This is a genomic window from Methanobrevibacter sp., assembly GCF_017406825.1.
Classification (GTDB): domain Archaea; phylum Methanobacteriota; class Methanobacteria; order Methanobacteriales; family Methanobacteriaceae; genus Methanocatella.
On sequence record NZ_JAFQXT010000041.1, the window covers coordinates 24,617 to 32,152 of the forward strand.

General features: G+C 40.3%; 9 protein-coding genes. 3 read left to right on the forward strand and 6 right to left on the reverse strand.

Annotation, left to right across the window (positions count from 1 at the left end):
• Nucleotides 1-1,047 carry a ribonuclease H-like domain-containing protein gene (locus tag IJF99_RS07225; protein ID WP_292793631.1) on the reverse strand — a complete coding sequence of 349 codons (1,047 nt, stop codon included), beginning with the start codon at nt 1,045-1,047 and terminating at the stop codon, nt 1-3.
• Between the two features lie 295 nt (nt 1,048-1,342).
• Between IJF99_RS07225 and IJF99_RS07230 the strand changes: the two genes are divergently transcribed.
• The 3 genes from IJF99_RS07230 to IJF99_RS07240 are packed head-to-tail and all read left to right on the forward strand — an operon-like array spanning nt 1,343 to nt 3,020.
• A complete protein-coding gene (locus IJF99_RS07230; protein ID WP_292793633.1) occupies nt 1,343-1,726 on the forward strand; it encodes a hypothetical protein in 384 nt (127 codons plus the stop codon).
• A gap of 11 nt (nt 1,727-1,737) precedes the next feature.
• Nucleotides 1,738-2,475, forward strand: a complete 738-nt coding sequence (locus IJF99_RS07235) for a 4-phosphopantoate--beta-alanine ligase (RefSeq protein WP_292793636.1) — start codon at nt 1,738-1,740, stop codon at nt 2,473-2,475.
• Nucleotides 2,476-2,480: 5 nt separating this feature from the next.
• Complete coding sequence (locus tag IJF99_RS07240) at nt 2,481-3,020, forward strand: nucleoside monophosphate kinase (RefSeq protein ID WP_292793638.1); 540 nt, start codon at nt 2,481-2,483, stop codon at nt 3,018-3,020.
• Here the strand turns inward: IJF99_RS07240 and IJF99_RS07245 are convergent.
• The 5 genes from IJF99_RS07245 to IJF99_RS07265 form a co-directional block, all read right to left on the reverse strand.
• On the reverse strand, nt 3,010-3,684 hold the full coding sequence (locus IJF99_RS07245) for a TIGR00289 family protein (protein ID WP_292793640.1): 675 nt from the start codon (nt 3,682-3,684) through the stop codon (nt 3,010-3,012). The genes IJF99_RS07240 and IJF99_RS07245 overlap by 11 nt on opposite strands.
• Nucleotide 3,685: 1 nt before the next feature.
• The gene (locus IJF99_RS07250; RefSeq protein WP_292793643.1) at nt 3,686-4,489 is read right to left on the reverse strand and encodes a hypothetical protein; all 804 of its coding nucleotides are present in this window, start codon (nt 4,487-4,489) and stop codon (nt 3,686-3,688) included.
• A gap of 49 nt (nt 4,490-4,538) precedes the next feature.
• Entirely contained in the window at nt 4,539-4,970 is a 432-nt protein-coding gene (locus tag IJF99_RS07255) for a class III signal peptide-containing protein (protein ID WP_292793645.1), read from the reverse strand.
• The gene (locus IJF99_RS07260; RefSeq protein WP_292793647.1) at nt 4,970-5,839 is read right to left on the reverse strand and encodes a prepilin peptidase; all 870 of its coding nucleotides are present in this window, start codon (nt 5,837-5,839) and stop codon (nt 4,970-4,972) included. Before IJF99_RS07260 ends, IJF99_RS07255 begins: the two co-directional genes overlap by 1 nt.
• 95 nt (nt 5,840-5,934) lie before the next feature.
• Nucleotides 5,935-7,536: CTP synthase (locus IJF99_RS07265; RefSeq protein WP_292793649.1), on the reverse strand; the 1,602-nt coding region annotated here is incomplete at its 5' end.

Here is a 7,536-nt window from a genome sequence, read left to right on the forward strand (position 1 = left end):
CTAATTTACATCCCTATACATTTTATCCAAAAAGCTTGCAAGCGAAATGATGTCCTGTGCATTGTGCTCAATTATAGGCACGACCGGTCCTATGTTGTCCTTCTGCAGATATGTGTCCCAGTATCCCGGAATATACTGGCCTGGAACATCGCCTTCACGTTCGATTCCGAACATTTCCCTTTCTATCGTCTGGAGTTGGCAGTTCGGCAGCTGTTCACCCCAGAGGCTTTTTGCAAAATACATCAGGTCAAGGTGCGCCAAATCAAGGTCGGCGTCTATCCTGTTGTATCTGCATCTGTTTTTGATGAAGGGAACGTCGAATGTCTTTCCGTTGAAGGTGACATGGACTGAGTCCTCATCCAGGTGAGCGAGATATGCATCGATTATGCTTGCCTCTTCTGCGTAATCCCTCAGGAAGTACTGTGAGGCTATGATCTTGTCTCCTTTTATTTCCGCCACCCCAATCAGTATTATGGGAACATTGGAAAGGCCCTTTGTCTCGATGTCCATGAACTTGAAGTTTTCCACATCAGTCATGCTGATGCTTTTCAGTATGTTGTATCTGCATTCGCGAGTGTATCTGTTTGTGTCCAAAAGGTCCATTATTTCACAATAGCTCAAACCGTCGATTCTGTCGAGAAACTTTGCGGCCAAATCGCAATACATGTCATGATTCATTAGCGATTCTATTGTTTCGAAGCCCAGGTTTTTAAGGTTCTGCTCTGTTTTAGGACCTATTTTTGGAAGAAGCTTCAGATTATGGTTTATCTGATTTCTGAAGTTATTGTCCTCTATTGAAAAGTCTGTCCTCTCGGTTTTGGTAATCTTCAATACGTCTCCATATGATGTTGAGCATTCCCTGCAGTCCATTACATCCTTCAGGGATTTTCCTTCATATTCCGTCAATAGCTTTTCCTTTAAATCGCCGTAATATGACGATGACAGTTTTCTTGCCCTGTCCTTCGCTTCTTCAGACGGGTTTGAAGAGCTTATTGAGTTTGATAAGGCCTTTTGGAGATAATTTTCAAAATCATAATCTTGTGTCATTCAATTTAACTTTATTAATTATGAGATATAAAACTTTTTAATAAAGTACAATTGAATTTTTATAAAATACAATAACATTTATATATTGCTAAAACCAAATAATATATTAGGCTACATAGTAGCCAGAGAGATAGATTAAACAGCCAAATTTAAAATTCATTTCTCTAAAGCCTGTTAGGTAGTTTCCAACAACTACCTAACCATCCCAAATTTTAACTTTTTTTAGATAACTAGTAAAGTATTTAATCTTTTCAAACCAAAAATATAATCAGTTATAAAAATTCAAGGTTTAAAAATGAAACTGAAACTAACGATTATCTATGGAGTACTAATCTGGATTATCACATCCGCTCTCACAAACATATTCAATCCTATTTTCACTTCAAATATTCCTCATCTCAATATTATCGCACCGATAATCACCATCATCGTAACAGGATTTTTCGGAATACTGTATATCAGAAGCATTGAAACAAACGAGGTTGTTGAAGGAGTCATAGGCGGAATGATGTTTGTCATAATAGATATCATCCTAGACTACATATTTTTCATTTTACCTAACGGATACTACATTATCATGAACAACTATCCTTTACATATAATCTCAACAAGCATAATCACACTGTTCATTACAACATTCTTAGGATACTTGGCGCAGATGACAATTGACTTGAAATAGGAGTGAAAAAAATGATACCTAAATCACATCCACGTTACGAATCTTTACTTTTAAGAGAGAAAATGGTTAACGCCGCAAAAAAAGGCTACCTTGCCGATTCGGCCATGATAGCCCATGGAAGAGGAGAGGCATTCGACTATCTGATTGGTGAGAGAACCACATTCCCCGCCAAAAGGGCAATGTATGTGGCCGTTGCAGCATTACTCTTATCAAATAACCCAGTATTATCAGTTAACGGAAACACAACCGCGCTCGTATGCGATGAGATAATCGAACTTGCCCAGGAGGTAAATGCAAAAATCGAAATCAACCTGTTCTACAGGACTGACGAGCGTGTCAAGATCATATCCCAGCTGTACAAGGACCACGGCTACAAGGATATTCTGGGCACACTGGACGACGACATAATTTACCTCAATGACATCAAAAACAGCAGGGCGACCGCCAGCAGAACAGGAATATTTTCTGCAGACACCATATTGGTTCCGCTGGAAGATGGGGACAGGGCAGAGATATTGAAAAAAAGTGGCAAGAACATAATAACCATTGATTTGAATCCGCTTTCAAGAACTTCAAAAATGTCAGACGTGTCCATCATGGACAATATCGTTCGTGCAGTTCCATTCATGACAAAAATAGCCAAGGACCTGAAGACACAGGACAAGGCGGTTCTCCTTGAGATGGTTCATGAATTCGACAACGAAGAGAATCTAAAGGAATCCCTTCAGCAAATCAGACTTAAAGAGTGAATAAAATGAGAGTAATGGGAATATCAGGTTTACCGGGTTCAGGAAAGGGATTGGTTTCAGAAATCGCCTCCAAGAAAGGAGCCATAATAGTGAGTATGGGAGACATCATACGTGAAGAGGCCAAAAAAAGAGGCGAGTCCACAAAAGAAACCGCCCAAAACTTAAGAATCGAATTCGGAGAGTATATCGTTTCCGAGCTGACCATCAGAAAAATAAAAAAACTGCTTGATGAGGGATGTGAAAGCAGCATCATCGTTGAAGGCATCAGAAGCCCTCATGAAGTGAACATGTTCAAGAACAACTTTGAGGACTTCATCATCCTGTCCATTTTCGCAAATCCTGCAATACGTTTTGAAAGATTGAAAAAAAGGATGCGCGAAGACGACTCCGATGATTTGAATGAATTCAAAAAAAGAGATCAGATGGAATTGGATTTCGGAATAGGCAACGTCATTTCACTTTCAGACAGGATAATAATAAACGAAAGCGATTTGGACAGCTACACCCAAAAGATAAATGAGTTTTTTGATGAAATCAATCTATAACAGCATCTTCGATTATGAAAACACCACTGTCAAGATGCCATTCCTTTTTATATTTTAAAATCCTTATTTTCCTTTTGAAAATAGGTCCGTCAACCGCAAGGGTTTCGGCCTCACCGCCTTCAAAGGCAATGTCCACACCGTATTTTTCATTAAGTTCAACAAGCTCGTCAATGCATTCATCGTCAATAGTGCGTCCGAGCCATGACTCGTCCAGTCCCCATGCGGCAACACCGCAGATGATTATCCTATATCCCAATGAAACTATTTTTCTCATGTATTCAAGCTCATCCACATGCCAGTATGGTGAAATTATCTTCAATCCGACTTCACCGCCAAGCTTCTCGATTCTGGATTTTTGATAAACTGAATACAGGGCGCCTGTGTATACTGCCTCTATGCCGCGCTTTTTCAAATCTAGAAAAGCTTCCTTCAAGTCATTAAGTTCCTCTTCCTTGATTCCATCGGTTTCAACAGTGATTATCGGGATTTCAAGCGCCTGTGAGAGCAGGTCGGTTATATGGATGTTCGGTACATGGAACATGTATGATTCGTCATTTTTGGATTTGACGGAAAGAAGATATCTGACATCCTCTTTCGCATCCAAAGCGGCGTGAAGGGCCATGGTGCTGTCCTTACCGCCTGAAAATAAAACTGCAACATCCATATTATCTTTTTCGTTTGGTTTCCATGAACTTCTTAAATCTTCTGTATGCCGGAATAACGGAATCTATATAGACTCCAATCAAAGCGACAACGACGCTGAACCCTCCGCAGACCAATATGAATTGCCAGTCCGGAATCATTGTTGCGTTAATGGCATCCATACTGTTCTGGACAGGTCCCTCCATTTTGCTTGCAACTATGCCCTCATCCAGAAGGGCCTGATTGAAATCATCAATTTTTGATGAGTCAACAACTAAAACCGCTTTGATTTGAGCATAGGAAATTGTACCTCCATAAACCAGTTTGTACCAGTCTGAAAATGTTTTCAATGCTTCGGATGAGGTATAATTCTCTTCAAGCTGAATGATGAGCTCATTTGAAGTTACAGTATAATTCTTATAATGGGAGTCGATATTTCCAAGCACATAATTGAAATATTCCCTCTCCACAGGTTTGAATGTCCACATCGGTATCGTAATCGAAGTTTCATCAAAAGATCTGAAACCGTCCATGCCTGACAGTTTGTCCCTCAACTGATTGGTATCTATTGATGATGATATATCCAAATACAAAGTTTCCTCATTGTTGGGCATGTTTTTCTCAACAATACTTGCGACTTCGGGCAGTTCATCATATATAGGCTCCAAAAAGAACGCTCCTCCGATACAGCCTATCAAGAATGCCACACCGAGCACCAGAAGAACTTCCCGTTTAGGCATGTACTGTCTCAACATTCCTATTGAGAAAACAAAAACCATCATTACAATAAATAAAACAATGTAAATTATCGTTGTAATAATATCCATAAAGTCACACGCCAATAAACTATTATGGATTAATATTTAAACGTGATAATTAAAATAACTTTGTATATATCACCATGCTTTCACTGCCCGTTGGCCATTCGACAACAACAGTGTTTTCACCCCTGCTTAATTGGATGAATGATTCTTTAAGTTTAGAGGCATGATTTATTTTTATCCGCTTGTATGTGCCGTCTTTGAGTCTTAAATCTGATGATAGGGAATCTTCATCGACATTTACCCTAATGCTTTTCTGGCTTGTGACGTGTATGGTATGCCTTGATCCCTGGCCTTCGCCGTAAACCTGCATTATGGCCCGGGAAATTTCGGCCAGGTTCGATTTGACCTCAATGGCATCCGATACGTCCAGCGTGCTTTCAACGCTTTTTTCGGCCATGGGAAGTGTGAATGCAATCAGAAGAATGAGGGATATCGAGAATATGAGAATGTATTCCAATGAAACCTGTCCCCTGTTTTCCCTCATCATATCACCAGCATCATGTTTTTTGTCAGAATCATCATGATGTCTCCATAAAATACCGCTATGAGAAGTCCTATGGATATTGCCGGAGCGAATGGATAGGATATCTTAACCGAAATCGCGTCTCCAATGTATCCCTGGGCACTCATCACCTTTATCAGCGTCATGTCCTTTTCTGTTATTCCTCCTGCACTCATGGATTTGAAATAATACCTGAAATCGTCATCCCCCCCGCTTTCATATACCTCCAGGTTTCCATCCGTCTCAGTGATCAGCTCGATGATGTGCTCGTCATTGAAATAGCAGTTGTTTACAATGTTTCCCTCATGCAGGTCCTTTACAGGTATTGTTCTGTTTAGTGTCGAGTGGATGAGTTCCTTGAGGTTTTCGATGTTGAAAAGGAGTATCAGAAATGCGGGATGGCTCTTGAAGGTTTCATTCCTAATGACAAGATATATCAGAAATGCTAGAAGGAATGGAAATGAAACCAGGATGCTGTTTACTACCACGCTAAACGCGAAGGGGTATACTGATAATAGAGGAAAAATATTTAAAAAGTCGACATTTAGTCCGAAAGGTATTACTGTGGCAATAGCTGTGAACAGCTTTACATCACCACCACCCCACATTTTTAATTTCCATAACATATAAGTTATGATGTAAGTAAGAAGCATTGAAATAATTGAAGCTAAAATGAATTTAATGTTAGTTGAAATTATTGACAAAATCATGTTTGAGGCAAGGCCGAAAAACAGCAGGGAGAATGTCAGCTTGTCGGGGACAAAATTATATCTGACATCGAAAATTGCAGCTAAAATCGAAAACAATATTGTTACAAGTATTTGAATTAGGAATAAGGTACTGAAAGTCATGATAATAACATTAAACTTTCAGATATATTAATTAGATAGAAAGCAAGCTGGCAAAATTGTTTTCAAAATATAAAAATGGAATAAAAAAAGAGAAGTTAATTTTTAGAATACTCATAGATAGCTTCTAAAAATGACTTGAATAATGGGTGTGGCCTGTTAGGTCTTGACTTGAATTCCGGATGGAACTGGCAACCTATAGCCCAAGGGTGATTCGGCAATTCAACAATTTCCACCAAAAAGTCATCAGGACTTGTTCCGGAAATTATCAGACCCTTTTCCTGGAGGTCCTGCCTGAAATCATTGTTGAACTCATACCTGTGCCTGTGACGTTCCTCAATGTCAGTTTCACCATATGCGTCAAAAGTCTTGGTTCCTTCAATGATCTTGCAGTCATATGAACCTAGACGCATGGTTCCTCCCATGTTCTTGATTTTCTTCTGCTCCTCCATCATGTCAATGACCGGAAACTCCAGATTGTCATCAAATTCGGAGCTGTTAGCTTCAGGATAACCGTTTCTTCTGGCGAACTGGGTTACCATGGACTGCATTCCAAGACAGATTCCAAACAGGGGAACATTGTTTTCAATGGCATAATCGATGGCATCCAATTTTCCTTCAAAGCCACGCTCTCCAAAACCGCCTGGAATCAGAATGCCGTTAAACTCCTTGAAAGCCTCCTCATCCAACTGCTCGACATCTGAACTCAGGAATTTGATGTTGGCTTTCACGCCAATGCTTGCGGCCGCATGCAAAAGGGACTCGCGGATACTGATATAGGAATCCTCCAATTCAACATATTTGCCCACAATGCCTATTGTAACCTGCGGGTCGGTGATTCTCAATGATTCCACAATCTTTCTCCATTCATCGAGTTTGGATGAATCCGCTTCAACATCCAGGCCAATTCTTTTAACGATAAGCTCTCCTATGTTGCGGTCTTCCAAAACAAGAGGAACCTCATAGATGGTTCCCGCATCAGGAGTGTTGACCACCGCATTAACGTCCACATCACAGAAATGCGCGACTTTTGCAAGAAGGGCATCGTCAATGTGAACCTGTGACCTGCACACGATTACATCAGGATTTATACCGACACTTCTCAGTTCCTTGGTTGAGTGCTGAGTTGGCTTTGTCTTGAATTCTCCAGCTGCATTCAGGTAGGGGATAAATGTAACATGGACAAACATGACGTTTTCACGGCCTTCCTCATTTCTGAGTTGCCTTAACGCTTCAAGGAAAGGTTGGCTTTCAATGTCTCCGACAGTACCTCCAAGCTCGATTAGAACCACGTCATAATCTGCACTTTCAGAGTTTTGCCTGATCATTTCCTTGATACGATTGGTGATGTGAGGAATGACCTGTACGCATTCGCCTAAGTATCCGCCTTCTCTTTCCTTTGCAATGACTGATTCATAAACCTTGCCTGTAGTGATGTTGGCGATTCCATCAAGTTCAACATCCAAAAATCTTTCGTAGTGACCAAGATCCAAATCGGTTTCCATACCATCATGGGTTACATACACTTCACCATGCTGATAAGGATTGAGTGTTCCGGAATCCCAGTTCAAATAAGGGTCTATCTTAATAGCTGAAACCTTTAAACCGTAAGACCTTAAAATTCTACCCATAGATGCGGATGTTATCCCTTTACCTATGGAACTCACTACCCCACCTGTTATAATAATATATTTTGTCAG